Raw genomic sequence first — 444 nt, forward strand, 5'->3', positions numbered from 1 at the left:
ACAACTTGTGATTACTGATAATTCTGGTGCTGTGCGACAAGTAGCAGTACAAGAATTAGCACGCGGATTTAAACATGACCATGATACCCTTCCTTGGCTGCAAAAATGCGCCATTGCTGATAATGATTGGACTGTGCGACAAGTAGCAGTGCAAGAATTAGCGCGCGGATTTAAAGATGACCATGAAACTCTTGCTATTGTTCAACAACGTGCGATCGCTGATGATAATGAGTATGTGCGACAAGCAGCAGTGCAAGAATTAGCACGGGGGTTTAAAGATAACTTAGATACTTTCTTTATTCTCAAACAAAGTGCGATCGCAGATAAATATTCTGATGTGCGACAAGCAGCAGTGCAAGAATTAGCACGGGGATTTAAAGATGACCCCAATACCCTGTCTTGGCTAAAAGAACGCGCGATCGCCGATGATGATCAGTATGTGCG

Annotated in this window: 1 protein-coding gene; it reads left to right on the top strand. The window is 43.5% G+C overall.

Going from position 1 to position 444, the window contains the following annotated elements:
* A partial coding sequence (locus I8751_RS29970; protein WP_225894485.1) for a HEAT repeat domain-containing protein occupies positions 1-444 on the top strand: 444 nt, incomplete at both ends.

Source organism: Atlanticothrix silvestris CENA357, assembly GCF_016056295.1.
Taxonomy (GTDB): Bacteria; Cyanobacteriota; Cyanobacteriia; order Cyanobacteriales; family Nostocaceae; genus Atlanticothrix; species Atlanticothrix silvestris.